We start from the raw sequence: 17,944 nt of genomic DNA, 5'->3' as shown, positions 1-17,944 counted from the left end.
CCTATGTCGATATGTGGTCTGGAACTTTCATCAAGCCCCGCGGAGCTCCATAACGCTCATAAATCAAGGGCTTTCGCAGTAAACAATGTGCTGGATTTTGCGGAGCTCATAAGTTTTTTTTGGCATAAGCCTTATGAAAAATTCTTCTATGGTTTTCCCCAGAATGTTCTTAGCTCTGTTGTTACAAGCATGAAACGGTTTTCACTATAAATGTCGTCAAATATTTGGCGACTAATAAGCACCATTAGGAATCAGGGAGAGGCACCCATGCGCGTATTATCCCCCCTCTGCAGCGCAATTCTGTTGGCCATGGCCTGCACTTCTCAGGCTCAAGCCATGTCATTGACGGAAGCAATCCAGAGCACCATCGCGACCCACCCGGAACTGGCGTCTCGAGTGGACAGCCGCCTCTCGGCCGATGAACAAGTGAAAGTTGCCAAAGGGGGCTTTTATCCATCGGTTGACTTGAATGCCGCCTACGGGCGCGGGTACAGCGATAACACCAACACCCGGGCATTAGGTAATCACCACACCGAAATTCTGACCTACACCCAATCGGAATTGCGTCTGCGGCAGATGCTCTTCGATGGTTTCAACACCTCGAACGAAGTCCAGCGCACTAAAGGCGTGGTCAACTCCCGGGCCTATTACGCGCAGGGCACCGCTCAGGATCTGGCCCTGCGCACTATCGAGGTCTATCTCGAAGTGCTCAAGCGCCGCGAACTGGTGACGTTGGCCACGAACAATCTGCAAGCTCACATGCGGGTCAACGATCAGATAGGTCTGCGCACCCAGCGTGGTATCGGCAGCACCGCCGACTCCGACCAGTCCATCGCTCGCCGGGCACTGGCACAAAACAACCTCGATACCGCTGAAGTCGATCTGGCGGATGCCGAGTCGAACTTCTACGCCGTCGTGGGGCGCCTGCCCGATGAACTCGAAGCCCCGCCCTCAACCCGCGGCGAACTGCCCGCCACCCTGCAGGAAGCCCAGCAAAGCATGGTGGAAAACAACCCGTACCTGAAATCCGCCCAGGCCGATGTGCAATCGGCCGAGAGCCAGTACGAAGTTGCCAAGTCGCCGTTCTACCCTCGTTTCGACGCCGAAGCCGCCGTGGGTGCGAACAACAACGTGCAGGGCGATGAAGGCCACGACAACGAATGGCGAGTCGGCATAGTGATGAACTACAACCTGTTCCGCGGTGGCAGCGACAAGGCTCGCCTGGCCTCCGATGCGCACTTGATCAACCAGGCGATGGACGTCCGCAACAATGCCCTGCGCCAACTCAACGAGAACATTCACCTGGCCTGGAACGCCATGGTCAATGCCAAGAAACAAACCCCGACCGCCCGCGAATACGCGGACACCAGCCGACGCGTGCGGGTGGCCTATCAGGACCAGTTCGGCCTCGGCCAACGCACCCTGCTCGACCTGCTGGACAGTGAAAACGAGCTCTACAACGCCAACCGCCGCTACACCGAAGTGCGCTACACCGAGGAGTTCTCGATGTACCGCGTGTTGGCGAATATGGGGCAGTTGCTGAGCAAACAACGGGTGGTGTTGCCCGCCGATACGATCGCCTCCACGGAAGTAAAAAACGAAGCCCGTTTGCCTGAACTGAAGTAGGCCCTGCAGGAGCTGCCGCAGGCTGCGATCTTTTGATCTTTGGCGCCCGAATCCCCGCCACAAAAGATCAAAAGATCAAAAGATCGCAGCCTTCGGCAGCTCCTACAGGAGATGTGTAGATTTCTATGCCAATTGCCGCAGCGCAACGGGAGAGATCAATGTGACCAGCATGGAATCCGGCAACATCGGTGTCGATCCGCGTCTGAGCTTCGATGACCCGCTTCTGGACGGTCTGTTGATCCTCTGCAAACTCCACGGCGCGACGGTCAGTCGCGCCAGCCTGAGTGCCGGACTGCCCCTGAACAAACAACGCTTGAGCCTGGACCTGCTGCCTCGCGCAGCGGCCCGGGCCAGTTTGCAGGCGCGATTGCTGCGCCGTGAACTGGCGGACATTTCCGTTCTCAACTTGCCTGTAATGCTGATCCTCAACAACGGCCGTACGGCCATACTGCGACGCATCGGCGATGACGGGCAGTTGTTGATATTGCCGAGCGAAGCCGACGGCGGTGAACAATGGGTCAGCACGGACGAGCTGGCCGAGAATTACAGCGGCCAGGCCTTGTTCGCGCGGCCACGGCATGAACTCGAAGACCTGCGTTCGCCGCTGGTGCCGCGAGTTGAGGCGTGGTTTCGCGACACTTTGAAGCTGTCGAAATGGCTGTACAGCGACGCAATTCTGGCAAGTTTTCTGATCAACCTGCTGGGGCTGATGGTGCCGCTGTTCGTGATGCAGACTTACGACCGGGTGGTGCCGAACCAAGCCACGTCGACGTTGTGGGTGCTGTCCATCGGCTTGCTGATCGGCACCGGTTTCGAACTGGTATTGCGGGTGGTGCGCGCGCACCTGCTGGACACCGCAGGGAAGAAAACCGACGTGATCCTTTCGGCCACGTTGTTTGAACGCATCACTGGCATGTCGATGAAAGCGCGGCCAGCGACCATTGGTGGTTTCGCCCAAAGCATCCATGACTTCCAGGGCCTGCGGGAATTCCTCACCGCCGTAACGCTGACGAGCCTGATCGACCTGCCCTTTGCCGTGCTGATGCTGGTGGTGATCGGCCTGCTCGGCGGCTGGCTGGTGGTGATTCCGGTACTGGCGTTTCCGATCACGATCCTCTTCGCGATGGTGATTCAGGTCCGCCTGCGCGACACCGTACAGAAAAGCCTGAGCCTGGGCGCCGAACGCCAGGCGCTGCTGATCGAAACCCTCGGCGGTCTGGAAACCCTCAAGGCGTGCAGCGCCGAAAGCGAACGCCAGCACAAATGGGAAAGCACCCACGGCGCCCTCACCCGTCTCGACAGCCATGCGCGCAACCTCTCGGCGCTGGCCACCAACGGCACGCTGTTCATCCAGCAATTCTGCGGCATGGCGACCATCGTCGCCGGGGTCTACAGCATCATCGCCGGCAACCTCAGCGTCGGCGCGCTGGTCGCGACGTACATGCTCGGCAGCCGGGTGCTCGCGCCGCTGGGGCAGATTGCCGGCTTGATCACGCGCTATCAGCAAGCGCAACTGACCATGAAAAGCACCGATGCGCTGATGTCCTTGCCGCAGGAACGCGACGCCAAACACCGGCCGCTTGAACGCACGCAACTGCAAGGCGCAATAGACGTCAGCAGTGTGACGTTCCACTACAACGGCCAGAACGCTCCGGCCCTGGCCAACGTCAGCTTCAGCGTGAAACCCGGCGAGCGGATCGGCATCATCGGTCGTAGCGGCTCGGGCAAAAGTACGCTGGCGCGGCTGGTGATGGGTTTCTACGCGCCGGAAGAAGGCCAGCTGCTGCTTGATGGCCTGGACTTGCGGCAACTGGACGTCGCCGACCTGCGCCAGCAAATCGGATACGTCGCCCATGACCTGCCGTTGTTGGCCGGCAGCCTGCGCGACAACCTGACCCTCGGCGCACGCTACATCAGCGATTCACGGATGCTCGAAGTCGCCGAACTGACCGGTGTCACCGAACTGGCGCGTCAGCATCCGCAAGGCTTCGACCGGCCAGTGGGTGAACGCGGACAACTGCTGTCCGGCGGGCAACGTCAGGCGGTGTTACTGGCCCGCGCCTTGTTGCTGGATCCGCCGATCATGTTGTTCGACGAACCCACCAGCGCCATGGACAACAGCAGCGAAGACATCCTGCGGCAAAAACTCCACCGCTGGGTCCAGGGCAAAACCCTGCTGCTGGTGACCCACCGTACCTCGATGCTCAGCCTGGTGGATCGGCTGGTGGTGCTGGACAACGGACGGATCGTCGCCGACGGTCCGAAAGAAGTGGTCATCGATGCACTGCGCAAGGGCCGTGTCGGCTCTGCGGCTGTCTAGGAGCTAGCCATGGCCCGTTCATCATCCGACACCTCATCTAATTCGAAGCCACGCGGCTACTTCAGCAGTTTCAGTAAAAGCGCCGAAAGCGAATTCATGCCGGAAACCGCCGGCGCCTCGTTGCAGGACTCACCCCGCTGGTCGCGGATCACCGTATGGCTGGCGGCTGCGCTGATTATCACGGCGGTGGTCTGGGCCAAGTTCGCGGTGCTGCAGGAAGTGACCATGGGCGAAGGCAAGGCGATTCCGTCGAGCAAGATTCAAGTGATCCAGAACCTGGAGGGCGGCATCGTCACTGAGATCTTCGTTCGCGAGGGTCAAATGGTGAACAAGGGCGACACCTTGCTGCGCCTCGATGACACTCGATTCCTGTCGAACAAGGGCGAAAGCGAGGCGGATCGCTATGCGCTGACGGCGCAGGTCGAACGGCTGTCGGCCGAGGCGGAAGGCCGGCCGTTCAAACTGTCCCCCGAAGTGATCGCCAAGGCGCCGCAAGTGGCTGAGGACGAACGCTCGCTGTACGAACAACGGCAACGTCGACTGGCCAGCGAACAGCGCACCTTGAGTGAGCAACTTCGGCAGAAATCCCAGGAACTGGCAGAGTTCCGCTCCAAACAGGGCCAATTCAGTTCAAGCCTGGCATTGCTGCAACAAGAGATGAACATGTCCACGCCGCTGGTAGGCACCGGGGCGGTTTCGCCGGTGGAAATCCTGCGACTCAAACGCAGCGCGGTGGAGATTCGCGGTTCATTGAACGCCACGACCCTGGCGATTCCCCGTGCGGAATCGGCGATCAATGAGATCAAAAGCAAGATTGACGAGTCCGAACAATCCTTCCGCTCCGACGCGGCGAAAGAGCTCAATGAAAAACGCACCGACCTGTCGAAAATCACCGCAACGAGCATTGCTATCGATGACCGCGTGACCCGCACCACGGTGGTGTCGCCGGTTCACGGGATTATCAAAGTGCTGAAGGTCAACACCATCGGCGGCGTGGTCCAGCCGGGCAGCGACATGGTGGAAATCGTGCCCATTGAAGATAACTTGCTGATCGAAGCCAAGGTCCGGCCGCAGGACGTGGCGTTTCTGCACCCGGGCCAGAAAGCGATGGTCAAGTTCAGTGCTTACGACTACACGATTTATGGCGGGTTGAGTGCGAAGCTGGAGTTGATTGGGGCGGACACGATTACGGACGACAAGGGCAACAGCTTCTACCTGATTCAGGTGAGGACGGATAAGAATCACTTGGGCGGGGATGTGAAACCGTTGCTGATCATTCCGGGGATGGTGGCGACGGTGGACATCATCACCGGGGAGAAAAGCGTGCTGGATTACTTGCTTAAACCGGTGCTCAAAGCCCGGACCGAGGCGATGCGCGAACGTTAGTCTGTGGCCCGGATTTTCTGTGATTGTTCTACCGCTATCGCGAGCAGGCTCACTCCCACAGGGGATCGCATTTCTTCTGGAAGAACTCGATCAACTGTGGGAGTCGCTGGCCGGGATTTTCTGTGATTGTTCTACCGCTATCGCGAGCAGGCTCGCTCCCACAGTGGATCGCATTTCTCCTGGAGGAACTCGGTCAACTGTGGGAGCGAGCCTGCTCGCGATGAGGCCCGCACAGGCAATGATCATTTCGGCTCATGATTGCGCTGGTAGGTCTCTTCCCCCATCGCCGCAATCTGCCCCTCGATCAACGCCTCGAACGATTTTAACAACGGCTCGAAAGAGCTCGGTGCTTCAAGGGTCTGCAACGCCTGCACTATCGCCTCCACCGTCGACAACGCGCCCGGCCCCGGTGCCTTGCGCAATCGATATCTCGACACTGCGCCCTGCGCCAACGTCACCCTCGGCAGCGCCGCCAGCAGCGGGTTGAGGTGCAGCATCTTGCGCGCCTTGCGCCAGGTGCCGTCCGGAACCACCAACAACATCGGTTCATCATTTAGCGTGTAAGCCTGCAACGGCTGCGCATCATCGGCGGGAAACAGCAGCCGCGCCTGATAGCCCGGTTGATTCAACAGCGCTGGCAAATCCTCGAACACCTCGCCAACGATCAACTCGGCATTCTTCAACCCTAACGCCGCCAACCGCGCGGTGTTCAGCGCATGGTTCACTTCGCTCGGATGCTGCAACAGCAACACCCGGGTGCGGCTGTCGAGGCTCGGAATCAGCGGGCACAGGCAATGAGTTTGCGGACGCAGGCAGCGCGGACATTGGATTCTGGACATTGCTTGTTTTTCCGTTAAGCAGCCTGATTCAGCTGCGCTTTGAGCAAATCGCGAAAGGTCTGGATCAACGGCTCGCGGCTGCGGCCACGACGCACGATCATCGAGAACGGCGCCTGATAGCCGAAGGTCGCCGGCAGCAGCACTCGCAAATCGCCCTTGTCGGCCCAAGCCTGAGCGTAGTGCTCCGGCAAGTAACCGATGTAGGCGCCCGACAGCACCAGAATCAACTGCGCCTCCATACTTTCCACCGTCGCCGCGCTGTGCTTGAAACCGTGGCGCGCCAGTTCCGCCTGGCTCCAGTAACCACGACCGACCATGCGCTGCTGGGTGATCACTTGTTCAGGGATGCGCCGCTCGGTGAACAGCGGATGACGACTGCTGCAATACAACCAGTGTTGCTCGCGGTACAGCGGCATATAGACCAGACCGCTCATGCGCGTGGAGAACGCGCCGATGGCCAGGTCGAGACGGTTGTCCTGCACGCCGAGTTGCAGTTCGTAGGGGCTCATGACCGACAAATGCAAATGCACGGCCGGGTGTTCCTGGCTGTAGGCGCCAATGGCTTCGGCGAACGGCAAGGCCTTGTCGCTGACGGTGGAGTCGATGACGCCGAGGTTCAAGGTGCCACGCAGTTCGCCCTTGAGCGCCGCGGCGTATTGCTCGAAGCCTTCGAGTTCGCCGAGCAGACGCAGGGTTTCCTGGTGGAACAGTTCGCCTTTGCTGGTCAGGCTGAAACCACCCCGGCCGCGATGGCAGAGGACCAGGCCGAGGGCGGCTTCGAGCTGGCTCATGTAAGTGCTGATGGCCGAGGTCGAGAGGTTGAGCTCTTGCTGGGCGTTGGCAAACCCCTGATGGCGAACCACGCTGACGAAGATGCGCAACAGTTTCAGGTCGGGTAATGCGTTGGCCATGGGGGCACTCCGAACATCAGCGAAATCATTTCCTGAGCGCAACCCTTTGTAGGAGCTGTCGAGTGAAACGAGGCTGCGATCTTTTGAGTTTGATTGTTCAAGATCAAAAGATCGCAGCCTCGTTTCACTCGACAGCTCCTACAAGGGCAATCGCTTCAGGCTGAAGTCTATCGCCGTCGTCGCCATTAGTTTAGAAAAATCTGAACTAAGTATTTGCCCGTAGCGATTCTTCCCGGCCACTACATTTCGCAGAATCGCCCCACAGCGGTGCCTGCGTCTCCCCGACCTGCGCAACCGACATAAATAAAACAACGACGATGAGGCCTTACCCGTGGACAAGATTCTTCACCAACCACTGGGCGGCAATGAAATGCCGCGCTTCGGCGGCATCGCCACCATGATGCGACTCCCCCATGTGCCAACCGCTGCCGGTCTGGATGCTGCCTTCGTTGGCGTCCCGCTGGACATCGGCACGTCCCTGCGCCCAGGCACCCGTTTCGGGCCTCGCGAAATCCGCGCTGAATCGGTGATGATCCGCCCGTACAACATGGCCACCGGTGCTGCACCGTTCGACTCGCTGTCGGTTGCCGACATCGGTGACGTGGCGATCAACACGTTCAACCTGCTGGACGCGGTACGGATCATCGAAGAGTCCTACCACAAAATCCTCGAACACAATGTGATCCCCCTGACCCTCGGCGGCGACCACACCATCACCCTGCCCATCCTGCGTGCGATCCATAAGAAGCACGGCAAGGTCGGCCTGGTGCACATCGACGCTCACGCCGATGTGAACGATCACATGTTCGGCGAGAAAATCGCCCACGGCACCACCTTCCGTCGCGCTGTCGAAGAAGGCCTTCTGGATCCGGACCGCGTGGTGCAAATCGGTTTGCGCGCTCAGGGCTACACCGCTGACGACTTCAACTGGAGCCGCAACCAGGGCTTCCGCGTGGTTCAGGCCGAAGAGTGCTGGCACAAATCCCTGGCTCCGCTGATGGCCGAAGTTCGCGAGAAAGTCGGCGGCGGTCCGGTGTACCTGAGTTTCGACATCGACGGCATCGATCCAGCCTGGGCGCCAGGTACCGGCACCCCGGAAATCGGTGGTCTGACGACCATTCAGGCGATTGAAATCGTTCGCGGCTGCCAAGGCCTCGACCTGGTCGGCTGCGATCTGGTAGAAGTCTCGCCCGCTTACGACACCACCGGCAACACCTCGCTGCTGGCCGCCAACCTGCTGTACGAAATGCTCTGCGTACTGCCTGGCGTAGTCCATCGCTGAGGATTGGTCGTGAACGAACGTGATCAAGTACTCCAGGCCGCTGCCGATCTGGTAGCCGCCTTTGCCCGTAACGATCGCGAAGCCTATTTCGGTGCGTTCAGCACCGACGCCAGCTTCGTGTTCTACACCCTCGAACAGCCCCTGCTGTCGCGCGATGCCTATCAGGCGTTGTGGGACACCTGGCGCTCGGAGGATGGCTTCGAGGTGCTTTCGTGCACCTCGAGCAACGCCTTCGTCAGCCTGCAGGGGGACGTGGCGATTTTCATCCATGACGTGGCCACCGAGCTGCGCATGCAAGGGGAGCAACACTTCAGCCAGGAGCGCGAGACCATTGTGTTTCGCCGACAACAACAAGGCCTATGGCTGGCCTGCCACGAACATTTGTCCGCGATGCCGGAAGGGCTGCCAACCCCTTAGCCAAACAGGTGACGCTCACACACGATGAGCGCGCCTTTATGATCGGAGCTGATCATGAATAACAACAACAAAGACCAAAGCCTTACGCACATTGAAACCTACGGGGTCGAACAGATCCCGGACAGTGAACGCACCGCAGGCCCGACGGATTTGTTCCGGATGATCTTTGGTGGTTCCAACACGTTTGCCACCGCCGTGCTCGGCAGTTTCCCGGTACTGTTCGGCCTGTCTTTTCAGGCGGGCGTCTGGGCGATTGTGCTGGGCGTGTTGCTGGGCTCGCTGATCCTCGCGCCAATGGGTCTGTTCGGTCCAATCAACGGCACCAACAACGCCGTGTCTTCCGGTGCGCACTTCGGCGTGCACGGGCGGATCGTCGGTTCGTTTCTGTCGCTGTTGACCGCCATCGCCTTCTTCTCGCTCTCGGTGTGGAGTTCGGGTGATGCGCTGATCGGTGGCGCCAAACGCCTGATCGGTCTTCCGGAAACCGACCTGACCCTGGGCCTGGCCTACGGTCTGTTCGCGATCCTGGTACTGACCGTTTGCATCTACGGCTTCCGCTTCCTGCTGTGGGTCAACAAGATCGCCGTGTGGAGCGCCAGCCTGTTGTTCCTGCTGGGCATCTTCGCCTTCGTCGGTCCGTTCGATGTGAACTACGCCGGCACCGTCAGCATGGGTCAACCCGGTTTCTGGGCGGCCTTCATCGGCGCGGCGCTGGTGGCGATGAGCAACCCGATTTCCTTCGGCGCGTTCCTCGGTGACTGGTCGCGTTACATCCCGCGTGACACCTCCAAGCGCCGGATCATGGCCGCCGTGGTGATCTCGCAGATCGCAACCTTCATCCCGTTCCTGTTCGGCCTCGCCACCGCAACTATCGTAGCGATCAAGGCGCCGGACTACATCGCGGCCAACAACTACGTCGGCGGCCTGCTGGCGGTTTCACCGAGCTGGTTCTTCCTGCCGGTGTGCCTGATCGCGGTGATCGGCGGCATGTCCACCGGCACCACCTCGCTCTATGGCACAGGGCTGGACATGTCCAGCGTGTTCCCACGGGTACTGTCGCGGGTCAAGGCCACACTGCTGATCGGCGTGATGTCGATTGCCTTCATCTTCATCGGCCGCTTTGCAGCGAACCTGGTGCAGAGCGTGTCGACCTTCGCCGTGCTGATCATCACCTGCACCACCCCGTGGATGGTGATCATGATCATCGGTCTGCTGGTGCGTCGCGGTTTCTACTGCCCGGATGACCTGCAAGTGTTCACCCGCGGCGAGAAAGGCGGTCGTTACTGGTTCACGCACGGCTGGAACTGGCGTGGCCTGGGTGCCTGGATTCCGAGTGCCGCGGTGGGCTTGTGCTTTGTGAACCTGCCTGGGCAGTTCGTGGGTCCGCTCGGTGAACTGGCCGGCGGCATCGACATCAGCCTGCCGGTCACCCTTGGCCTGGCGTCGCTGGTGTACCTGGCGCTGTTGAGCCTGTTCCCGGAATCGGCCGCGGTGTTCGGTCCAAACGATGCACGCAGCAAGGGCGCGGATTCGCTCGCTAAACCAGCGTTGCGCCAAGCCGCCTGATTAAACGCATTACCTGTAGGAGCAAGGCTTGCCCGCGATGAACGATAACGCGGTCAGGCAGACCGCGGTGTCTTCATCGCGGGCAAGCCGTGCTCCTACACGTTGATTTTTGCCTCAACATAAAAAAGACAATCGGAGACACGCCATCATGGCATTGGATTTATTCGTCGTACTCATCTACGCCGCCGCGATGCTGATACTCGGCTACTACGGCATGCGCAAGGCCAAGACCAACGAAGACTTTTTGGTCGCCGGTCGTAACCTCGGCCCGAGCCTGTACATGGGCACCATGGCCGCCACCGTTCTGGGCGGCGCGTCCACCGTCGGCACCGTGCGCCTGGGCTACGTCCATGGCATCTCCGGTTTCTGGCTCTGCGCCGCACTGGGTTGCGGCATCGTGGCGCTGAACCTGTTCCTCGCCAAACCGCTGCTGAAACTGAAGATCTACACCGTTACCCAGGTATTGGAAAAACGCTACAACCCGATGGCCCGCTCCGCGAGCGCGGTGATCATGCTGGCGTATGCGCTGATGATCGGCGTGGTCTCCATCCTGGCCATTGGCACCGTGCTGCAAGTGCTGTTCGACCTGCCGTTCTGGCTGTCGGTACTGGTCGGCGGTGGCGTGGTGGTGATTTACTCGGCGATCGGCGGCATGTGGTCCCTGACCCTGACCGACATCGTCCAGTTCGTCATCAAGACCGTGGGCCTGATGTTCATCCTGTTGCCGATCTGCCTGTACCGCGTTGGCGGCTGGGATGAGTTGGTGTTGAAACTGCCGGCCACCGCCTTCAGCTTTACCACGATTGGCTGGGACACCATCATCACCTACTTCATGATCTACTTCTTCGGGATCCTGATCGGCCAGGACATCTGGCAGCGTGTGTTCACCGTCAAGAGCGCCAAAGTAGCCCAGGTCGCCGGCACATTCGCAGGCTTCTACTGCATCCTTTACGGACTGGCCTGCGCCCTGATCGGCATGGCCGCTCATGTGCTGATCCCGGACCTGGACAACGTCAACAACGCCTTCGCCGCCATCGTCAAACTGTCCCTGCCGGACGGTATCCGTGGCCTGGTGATTGCGGCTGCCCTGGCGGCCATGATGTCCACCGCCAGCGCCGGCCTGCTCGCCGCCGCCACCACCCTGACCGAAGACCTGCTGCCGAAACTGCGCGGCGGTAAACAGTCGACTCTGGGCATCAACCGCCTGTTCACCCTGTTGACCGGCATCGTTGTACTCGGCATCGCTCTGGTCGTGAATGACGTGATCAGCGCCCTGACCCTGGCGTACAACCTGCTGGTGGGCGGCATGCTGATCCCGCTGATCGGTGCGATTTTCTGGAAACGCGCAAACACCGCCGGCGCTATCGCCAGCATGGGCATGGGCTTCGCCACAGCGTTGGTGTTCATGTTCAAAGACGGTCTGGATGCCAACACCCCGATCTACTACAGCCTCGGTGTTGGTCTGGTGAGTTTCGTGGTGGTCAGTTTGCTGTCCCCTCGTCCGGCAGCAGTGGCCAGCCCTGCCTAAGCTGAACATAACGACTTGATGCTTTCTTCGACGGGTGTGGCGTCGGTTGCCACACCCGTTTTTTTTCGTCTGGAGAAAATCGTTTATGAAGATCGTCAGCCGCGATCAGTGGTTCGAGGTGAAACAGTTCAGTGACGGCATTCGCCTGATTCACGAGCCTTACATCCGCCCCTTCTATCGCTGCAACCTCTGGCACATACAGGGTCGTGACAAGGACCTGTTGCTGGACAGCGGTTCCGGGCTGGTCAGCCTGCGCGAGCAACTGCCGTGGATCACCGAACGGCCGTTGGTCGCCGTGGCCAGTCATTGCCATTTCGACCACATCGCCGGGCATCACGAATTCCCCGAACGGCTGGTGCATCCGGCTGAAGCGCAGATCCTCGCATCACCGGACGGCGAGAACACACTGAGCACGGCGTTTGTTGGCGACGAGATGTTCGAAGCGCACCCGGATTGCCCGTTGTGTTACGCCGAGTATCGGGTCAAAGCTGCCCCAGCCACCGGCCTGATCGAAGAAGGCGACGTGCTCGATCTGGGCAACCGCACGCTGCAAGTGCTGCACACACCGGGACATTCACCCGGCGGCATCAGCCTGTACGAAGCGGCGACCGAGACCCTGTTCAGCGGCGACATCATCTACGACGGGCCGCTGATCGAAGACGCCTACCATTCCAACCTCGACGACTACGCCCGCAGCTTGCAGCGTTTGCGCGAGTTGCCGATCCGCACGGTGCATGGCGGGCATTTCGGGAGTTTTTCCGGGGAACATTTACGCACGATGATTGACCAGTGGCAGCGCTTGCACGCCTGAGCCTGCTGTACTCAGCCGACAACGCGAGCCTGGCGCAATTGGGATTGGACAAAGAAGATATCGACGAGCTGATCTTCCATCTGGAAAATCAGCTGGGTTTGACGGCGTTTACGGCTGAGGAAGATCAGAGGCTCAGGACCGCCAGGACGGCGAATGACTTGAGCCGGTTTTTGATCGAGATTGGGCGGCATTGAGACGGGTTGCCAAATACGGACTATTTGGCATCCGAAAACCTGTGGCGAGGGGATTTATCCCCGTTGGGCTGCGGAGCAGCCCCAAGACCATTCAACCGGGTTGTATCTGGCTGACCACGTCAAGCTATTTACGACTGCTTCGCAGCCGAACGGGGATAAATCCCCTCGCCACAACAGCCCGCTCGCCACAGACCTCGTGTCGGTAGTTACCGGCGACGCTGCTGGCGTCGGCGCTGTTCGTCGTCAGTGCGAATAGGCACAGGTTGCAGAGGCGGTTCGATCAAACCGAGTGCAACACCCAGGTCGTGCAGCCAGTTTTGGATTTTCTCTTTCATGGTGCCCCCTTCAGGGTAGTGCCGAGTGGCCTAAATTCTGTAGCCACTTCGCACTGATAATAGTCCGAAGTCCTACGCAATGCTCGCCCAAAGTCGCAATGATCTGTTACTGAATTGATCAAAATACCTGACCGATAGTTCAAGCTATCGCCCGAGCCTGACTCGGCGCCGACGGATAGACCGATTGTTGCTGCTCAAGCCAGGCATTCAAGTTCGCCCCGACCATGCCTTTGCGCCACATCAGCCACGTGGTGGCACTGGCAAATGGCTCGGCCAACGGATGCACCGCCACGCTTTCGCGCCCCGGCAGACTGGCAAGCATCGACTCCGACATCAGCGCCACGCCTGAGCCGGCGATCACGCAGGCAAGCATCCCCGGATAAGACTCGATTTCCATCGCCCGGCCCATGGCCGCGTGGTAATGGGAGAACCAGGCTTCCAGGCGCATCCGGTAGGAACAGCCCTGCCGAAACGTGAACACCGAGCGCCCTTCCACATCCAGCGCGCTGAGGATCGGCGGGTGATCGGCCTCGCTGATCAGCACCAGCCGTTCGTCGCACAACGGCACGCCGTCCAGACCGGCCAGCTCCAGCGGACCGTCCACCAGCGCCGCATCGAGACGCCCAGTGAGCAAACCTTCAAGCAATTCGCCGCTTGGGCCGGACTGCACTTGCAGGTTCACCGCCGGATAAGTGCGGTGATAACGCGCCAACAACCCCGGCAGATGAATCGCCGCCGTGCTGTACATGGTGCCGAGCACGAAGTCCCCGGCCGGTTGCCCGCCCTGCACCGCCGCCTGAGCTTCGTCGCGCAAATTGAACAGCTTGGCGGTGTAGTCCAGCAGGACTTTTCCTGCAGGCGACAACTGCAAACGCTGACGTTCACGCACGAACAGTTCTACGCCGAGTTGCTCTTCCAGTTGTTTAAGCCGGGTCGACAGGTTCGAGGGTACCCGGTGCAGGCGTTCGGCAGCGCGGGTGATGGAACCTTCCTCCGCTACCGCCTGGAAAATCCGCAATTGGCTGAATTCCACACCATTCTCCAAATCAGAACAAGTTACTCACTATTATTCATTTTAAAAGAAAGTCAATCAGTCCTAGCCTGACGGTCATTGATCCTCTGCTGGAATTCAGACCATGTCCCCTCTGATTCGCTTACTCGCCAGTTTCATCGCCCTGATGATGGCCATGGGCATCGGGCGTTTCGCCCTCACGCCCCAGTTGCCGCACCTGCTCAGCGAAGGGCAGATCGACCTGACCGCCGCCGGTCTGATTGCCGCAGCCAACTACCTCGGCTACTTCGTCGGTGCGGTGGACGCGATGTTCTCTCGCCGCCCCGAGCAAGTCCGTCGGCGTTTGCTGGGCGGTTTGTGGCTCTGCGTGCTGCTGACCCTGGCCTCGTTCTGGGCCAACGGGTTTTGGTCCCATCTGGTGCTGCGGTTCGGCACCGGCGTGGCCAGCGCCTGGGTGCTGGTGATGATCACTGCGTTGAGCCAGCCACTGGCCGCGGCGGCCGGTCGCCCACGGCTTGGCGCCCTGGTATTTGCCGGACCGGGTCTGGGGATTTTTCTGACGGGTTTGCTGGCCTTGGGATCGAACCTGCTGGGGCAGACTTCTGCAACCTTGTGGCTGGTGTATGCCGGCGTCGGGCTGGCGATGCTGCTGGGGATTCTGCCGTTCCTGCCGCAACCGACCACGACCGTGGCCGCCGCTCCCAGCGTCGCAGGCTCGGGTAATCACGGCATCGGCCGTTTAGGCGTGGTCTATGGGTTATACGGTTTGGGCTACATCATTCCGGCCACTTTCCTCTCGCAAATGGCCAACGCGCAGTTCCATGGCCAATGGCAGGCCGATCTGTTCTGGCCTTGCTTTGGTCTTGCTTCGGCCATCGGGGTCCTGCTGGTAAGTCTGCGTCGACAATACCCGCATGGCACTCGTTATTGGCTGATGGCGACGTTGTGGCTGCAAGCCGCCGGGGTCTTTGCCTGCTTGTTGGGCAGCGGCCCAGGCCTGGCGTTGGGCGTGATCCTCTGTGGCACGCCGTTCCTGGCCTGCATGCAGCTGGTGATGCAACGTTCCCGGGAACTGGCGCCCCACACCACCCAACGTAACGCCGGGCTGCTGACGGCATGCTTTGCCGTGGGCCAGCTCAGCGGGCCGTTGCTGGCGGCGTTGAGCAGCCACTTCAGCGGTGGTTTGCAGCCCGCGCTGGTATTCGCCGGCGGTGGTTTGATTGTCGCTGGCGGTCTGTTATTGCGCCCGGTCAGCTCTGCCCAAGGGCTTTGCGCAAGCGACGGCGCACCCACTGCTCAGCGCTGACAAACGTGATGCCCAACAACACCAGCACCGCGCCGACAACGAAGTTGAAGCTCAGCTCTTCGCCCAGCAGCACCACGCCGAACGTGACGCCGAACAGCGGCGTCATGAACGAAAACACCGCCAGGTTCGCCGCCAGGTTCGCCGCCAGGTAACGGCGCAACAGCCAGAACCAGGTCAGGTAACTGAAGAACGACACCACCAACCCCTGGAACAACACACTGGCCACCGCCACGGTGGTCAGGCTGACGTGAGTGACCTGGCCGCTGAGGATCGCGATCAGCAACAGGCCAACGAAACCGACAATCAATTGATAGAACAGCGTCAGCGTCACCGGCGCTTCCGACAGGCGCGAAGCGCGCACCACCACCGTGGTTGCCCCCCATGACGCGCCGGCCAGCACGCCCAGCGCATCGCCCATCAACATGCGGTGATCGAGGTTGTCCCACGAGACCCCACCGGCAAAGGCGATGGCGATCCCGACGAAGGCGAGGAAAATCCCCAGCCACTGGACCGGCCTTAAACGCTCACTCGGCAACAGCCAATGAACGCCCAATGCGGTGAAGATCGGCGCGGTGTACAGGAACACCGACATGTGCGCAGCCGTGGTCAGTTGCAGGCCTTCGGAAATGAAGAAGAACTCCAGACCAAAAAGCGCGCCCGCCAGTAGTCCACCGCGCCAAGTGTTGCCCACTTGATCCCAACCGCCCTTCCAGCAGATCAACAATCCTACGAGCAACGCGGAAATACCCGAGCGCCCGGCGGCCTGCATGACCGGCGCGATGTCTGGCGCCGCCCACTTGATCATCACCTGCTGAATACCCCAGATCAGGCACAACCCAATCATCACTTGCAGGGCAAACCCGTCGGCGCTGCGCCGGGTGGCGCTCACCGTGATACCTCGACAACACAATCCATGGCAGAAACTCGACAGCTGCTACAAGAGCTTGACCGGTATTACGGTCAGCTTAGTTCGATGCGATCGGCGTGAATAACGATCTGGCCGTTCTTGTACAACGCACCAATGGCCTTTTTGAAGTTGCCCTTGCTCACGCCAAACATACTGCTGATCACCGTCGGGTCGCTCTTGTCGCTGACCGGCAGGCTGCCATTGTTGTCGCGCAACTTGGCGAGAATCTTCGAGTTCAGGCTGGTGGCGGCTTCTTCGCCGACCGGTTGCAGGCTCAGGCTGATCTTGCCGTCGGCACGGACTTCTTTGATAAAGCCCTTCTCTTCTTTACCGGCGCGCATGAACTTGAAGATTTCGTTCTTGTGGATCAGACCCCAGTGCTTGTTGTTGATGATCGCCTTGAAGCCCATATCGGTGGCTTCGGCAACCAGCAAATCAACTTCCTGGCCAGGGGTGTAGTTGGCCGGGGTCTTGTCGAGGTAGCGGTCCAGACGCGCCGTCGCGGTGATGCGGCGGGTGTGCTTGTCGAGGTAGACGTGCACCACGACATACTCGCCGGCGGTCATCTGACGCTTTTCTTCGGAGTACGGCAGCAACAGATCCTTCGGCAAACCCCAATCCAGGAAAACACCGATGCTGTTGACTTCAACGACTTTTAAACTGGCGAACTCACCGACTTGAACTTTTGGTTTTTCGGTAGTTGCGATGAGTTTGTCATCGCTGTCCAGATAAACAAAAACGTTGAGCCAATCTTCATCTTCGCTGGGAATATCTTTGGGAATATAACGATTAGGCAGGAGGATTTCGCCATCCGCGCCACCGTCCAGATATAAACCGAAGTTAGTGTGTTTAACCACTTGCAAACTGTTGTAGCGCCCGACTAAAGCCATTTCCAATACCCTCATTGCGTGGGCGGCATTCTACCCGGTTTTGCGGGCCGCGTTCGCTGGCCAGCCCGGTGGCGCAAGAAAATCCTCTGAAGGGCTTAATTTTCCTGGGTTTTACCGCACACGCCAGGCCGCTCGTCAGGCCGTTCTGGAGGTTTTCGCACCTGTCCGCCAGGCGGAAAACCGGATTTTTTCACAATCGTCCTTAGTTAAAACAGCAGCTTAGAGACCAATTCAGAATAATAACTTGTGATTAATTCTTCATCTGCCCTGTGTATTTCGAGGGGATATTTACCAAGCAATTGTCAAGTATTTCCTGTACGATGCCTGGCCAAGTTAATTTTCTATAGGTTAATGGCCGCCATGCGTGTAAAAGCATCCAACAGCAAAGCAAAGCCAGCTCCAGCCGTTGAAACCAGCGAATCGATCAACAACCAGATTGCTGCGTTCCTCAAGTCCGGCGGAGAGATCCAGCAAATTGCCAAAGGCGTCAGCGGCCAGACGTTCGGCCCGTCCAAGCAGATCACTCTGGGCAAGAAGTAACTTCCCCAAGATCCGCCGCGTCACCTGGTCCCTAAGCGCTTTGAGCTTCGAAGCGCTTGGACTGGAACCCTCCT

General features: G+C 59.6%; 16 protein-coding genes and 1 pseudogene. 11 read left to right on the top strand and 6 right to left on the bottom strand.

Translation table 11 applies throughout. The annotated features are described in order from the left end of the window. The first annotated feature begins 267 nt into the window (after positions 1 to 267). The 3 genes from PMI27_RS06575 (at position 268) to PMI27_RS06585 (ending at position 5,332) form a co-directional block, all read left to right on the top strand. Positions 268 to 1,626, top strand: coding sequence for a TolC family outer membrane protein (locus PMI27_RS06575; protein WP_008153235.1), 1,359 nt, complete (start codon positions 268 to 270; stop codon positions 1,624 to 1,626). Positions 1,627 to 1,786: 160 nt separating this feature from the next. Further along, positions 1,787 to 3,946 (top strand): type I secretion system permease/ATPase, encoded by a 2,160-nt coding sequence (locus PMI27_RS06580; RefSeq protein ID WP_008153232.1) that lies wholly within the window; start codon positions 1,787 to 1,789, stop codon positions 3,944 to 3,946. Positions 3,947 to 3,955: 9 nt separating this feature from the next. After that, complete coding sequence (locus tag PMI27_RS06585; protein WP_008153231.1) at positions 3,956 to 5,332, top strand: HlyD family type I secretion periplasmic adaptor subunit; 1,377 nt, start codon at positions 3,956 to 3,958, stop codon at positions 5,330 to 5,332. Between the two features lie 242 nt (positions 5,333 to 5,574). Here the strand turns inward: PMI27_RS06585 and PMI27_RS06590 are convergent, their stop codons facing one another. Both PMI27_RS06590 and PMI27_RS06595 read right to left on the bottom strand, forming a co-directional pair. Then, positions 5,575 to 6,171, bottom strand: coding sequence for a tRNA-uridine aminocarboxypropyltransferase (locus tag PMI27_RS06590; RefSeq protein ID WP_008153229.1), 597 nt, complete (start codon positions 6,169 to 6,171; stop codon positions 5,575 to 5,577). 14 nt (positions 6,172 to 6,185) lie between these two features. Continuing rightward, on the bottom strand, positions 6,186 to 7,082 hold the full coding sequence (locus PMI27_RS06595; RefSeq protein WP_008153227.1) for a LysR family transcriptional regulator: 897 nt from the start codon (positions 7,080 to 7,082) through the stop codon (positions 6,186 to 6,188). 331 nt (positions 7,083 to 7,413) lie between these two features. On the opposite strand from PMI27_RS06595, the gene speB reads away from it, so the two are divergent. The 6 genes and pseudogenes from speB to PMI27_RS32170 all read left to right on the top strand — a co-directional run. Next, the gene (gene speB, locus PMI27_RS06600; protein WP_008153224.1) at positions 7,414 to 8,364 is read left to right on the top strand and encodes an agmatinase; all 951 of its coding nucleotides are present in this window, start codon (positions 7,414 to 7,416) and stop codon (positions 8,362 to 8,364) included. A gap of 9 nt (positions 8,365 to 8,373) precedes the next feature. Then, positions 8,374 to 8,781 (top strand): YybH family protein, encoded by a 408-nt coding sequence (locus PMI27_RS06605; RefSeq protein ID WP_008153222.1) that lies wholly within the window; start codon positions 8,374 to 8,376, stop codon positions 8,779 to 8,781. A gap of 54 nt (positions 8,782 to 8,835) precedes the next feature. Continuing rightward, positions 8,836 to 10,347, top strand: coding sequence for a purine-cytosine permease family protein (locus tag PMI27_RS06610; protein ID WP_008153220.1), 1,512 nt, complete (start codon positions 8,836 to 8,838; stop codon positions 10,345 to 10,347). 148 nt (positions 10,348 to 10,495) lie between these two features. Then, on the top strand, positions 10,496 to 11,875 hold the full coding sequence (locus PMI27_RS06615) for a sodium:solute symporter (protein WP_008153218.1): 1,380 nt from the start codon (positions 10,496 to 10,498) through the stop codon (positions 11,873 to 11,875). Between the two features lie 85 nt (positions 11,876 to 11,960). After that, a complete protein-coding gene (locus PMI27_RS06620) occupies positions 11,961 to 12,686 on the top strand; it encodes an MBL fold metallo-hydrolase (RefSeq protein ID WP_008153216.1) in 726 nt (241 codons plus the stop codon). A gap of 17 nt (positions 12,687 to 12,703) precedes the next feature. After that, positions 12,704 to 12,880, top strand: a pseudogene (locus PMI27_RS32170) (acyl carrier protein); the annotation flags it as partial. A gap of 206 nt (positions 12,881 to 13,086) precedes the next feature. On the opposite strand, the gene PMI27_RS32280 reads toward PMI27_RS32170, so the two are convergent. Both PMI27_RS32280 and ptrR read right to left on the bottom strand, forming a co-directional pair. Further along, on the bottom strand, positions 13,087 to 13,215 hold the full coding sequence (locus PMI27_RS32280) for a PA1414 family protein (protein ID WP_007914492.1): 129 nt from the start codon (positions 13,213 to 13,215) through the stop codon (positions 13,087 to 13,089). A gap of 139 nt (positions 13,216 to 13,354) precedes the next feature. Further along, positions 13,355 to 14,248 (bottom strand): putrescine utilization regulator PtrR, encoded by an 894-nt coding sequence (gene ptrR / locus PMI27_RS06625; RefSeq protein WP_008153214.1) that lies wholly within the window; start codon positions 14,246 to 14,248, stop codon positions 13,355 to 13,357. A gap of 103 nt (positions 14,249 to 14,351) precedes the next feature. Here ptrR and PMI27_RS06630 point away from each other — a divergent pair, with 103 nt between their 5' ends. Continuing rightward, complete coding sequence (locus PMI27_RS06630; RefSeq protein WP_008153212.1) at positions 14,352 to 15,533, top strand: MFS transporter; 1,182 nt, start codon at positions 14,352 to 14,354, stop codon at positions 15,531 to 15,533. Here PMI27_RS06630 and PMI27_RS06635 read toward each other — a convergent pair. Both PMI27_RS06635 and PMI27_RS06640 read right to left on the bottom strand, forming a co-directional pair. Then, entirely contained in the window at positions 15,478 to 16,422 is a 945-nt protein-coding gene (locus PMI27_RS06635) for a DMT family transporter (protein ID WP_008153210.1), read from the bottom strand. The genes PMI27_RS06630 and PMI27_RS06635 overlap by 56 nt on opposite strands. Positions 16,423 to 16,493: 71 nt before the next feature. Beyond that, on the bottom strand, positions 16,494 to 17,330 hold the full coding sequence (locus PMI27_RS06640; RefSeq protein ID WP_008153208.1) for a CvfB family protein: 837 nt from the start codon (positions 17,328 to 17,330) through the stop codon (positions 16,494 to 16,496). A 351-nt stretch (positions 17,331 to 17,681) separates the two neighbouring features. On the opposite strand from PMI27_RS06640, the gene PMI27_RS06645 reads away from it, so the two are divergent. Beyond that, complete coding sequence (locus PMI27_RS06645) at positions 17,682 to 17,870, top strand: hypothetical protein (RefSeq protein WP_017337097.1); 189 nt, start codon at positions 17,682 to 17,684, stop codon at positions 17,868 to 17,870. The last annotated feature ends 74 nt before the right edge of the window (positions 17,871 to 17,944 follow it).

The organism is Pseudomonas sp. GM41(2012) (genome assembly GCF_000282315.2).
In the GTDB taxonomy this organism is placed as follows: Bacteria; Pseudomonadota; Gammaproteobacteria; order Pseudomonadales; family Pseudomonadaceae; genus Aquipseudomonas.
This window is presented reverse-complemented; position numbering and strand designations above follow the sequence as displayed.